1 protein-coding gene is annotated in these 607 nt (G+C 65.4%); it reads right to left on the bottom strand.

What is annotated here, in order from left to right:
* Window positions 1-164: 164 nt before the first annotated feature.
* Window positions 165-473 carry a type VII secretion target gene (locus CFP71_RS43200; RefSeq protein WP_093939508.1) on the bottom strand — a complete coding sequence of 103 codons (309 nt, stop codon included), beginning with the start codon at window positions 471-473 and terminating at the stop codon, window positions 165-167.
* Window positions 474-607: the final 134 nt, after the last annotated feature.

The raw sequence follows: 607 nt of genomic DNA, 5'->3' as shown, positions 1-607 counted from the left end.
TAACCCGCAGCTTTCCGGGCTCTCGTCCTCGATGTAGTCGAGGTAGTTGAGGGCGAGTTCGCGTTTGGTGTCGCGGTCGATGTTCGGGTCGTTGAGGATCTTCTCGACTTCGGCCCGGCTGGGAATGTCGTGCCCGGTGTCGCCACCGACGTCCGCGAGGCCCATCAGCGCTTCCTCATCTCGGCGGCATTGGAGTCCTCATTGGACTGGTAGAGATCCTTGGACGCCGCCAGCTTGCGCCCGAACTCGTCCGACGCCGCGAGGTAGCTCCGGGCGCACTTCGCCATGCGCTGGATGCTCGCGGAATAGCCGGTGAAGCAGTCCCCGTGCGCGGGCCCGAAGCTCGCCGCGCTCAGATTGATCTGCTCGACCGCCCCGATCGGCCCTTCGCAGGCCTGCTTGGGCAGGTCCTGCAAAACCTTGGCCGCCTCGTTCAGCTGCGCCGTGTCTACCTTGTGTCCTTTACCCGCCACCGTCACCCTCCCCTAGGTATACGCACACGGAATGTACCGGGCCGGTAACCCGTGCGCAGCCACTTGGGAAGATCGTGAGAGGGCTTACGAGGCGGAGGAGACGACTCCCGCGAGCCTGTCGGCGGCCGCCTGCG

It is taken from the genome of Amycolatopsis thailandensis (assembly GCF_002234405.1).
Taxonomy (GTDB): Bacteria; Actinomycetota; Actinomycetes; order Mycobacteriales; family Pseudonocardiaceae; genus Amycolatopsis; species Amycolatopsis thailandensis.
This window is presented reverse-complemented; position numbering and strand designations above follow the sequence as displayed.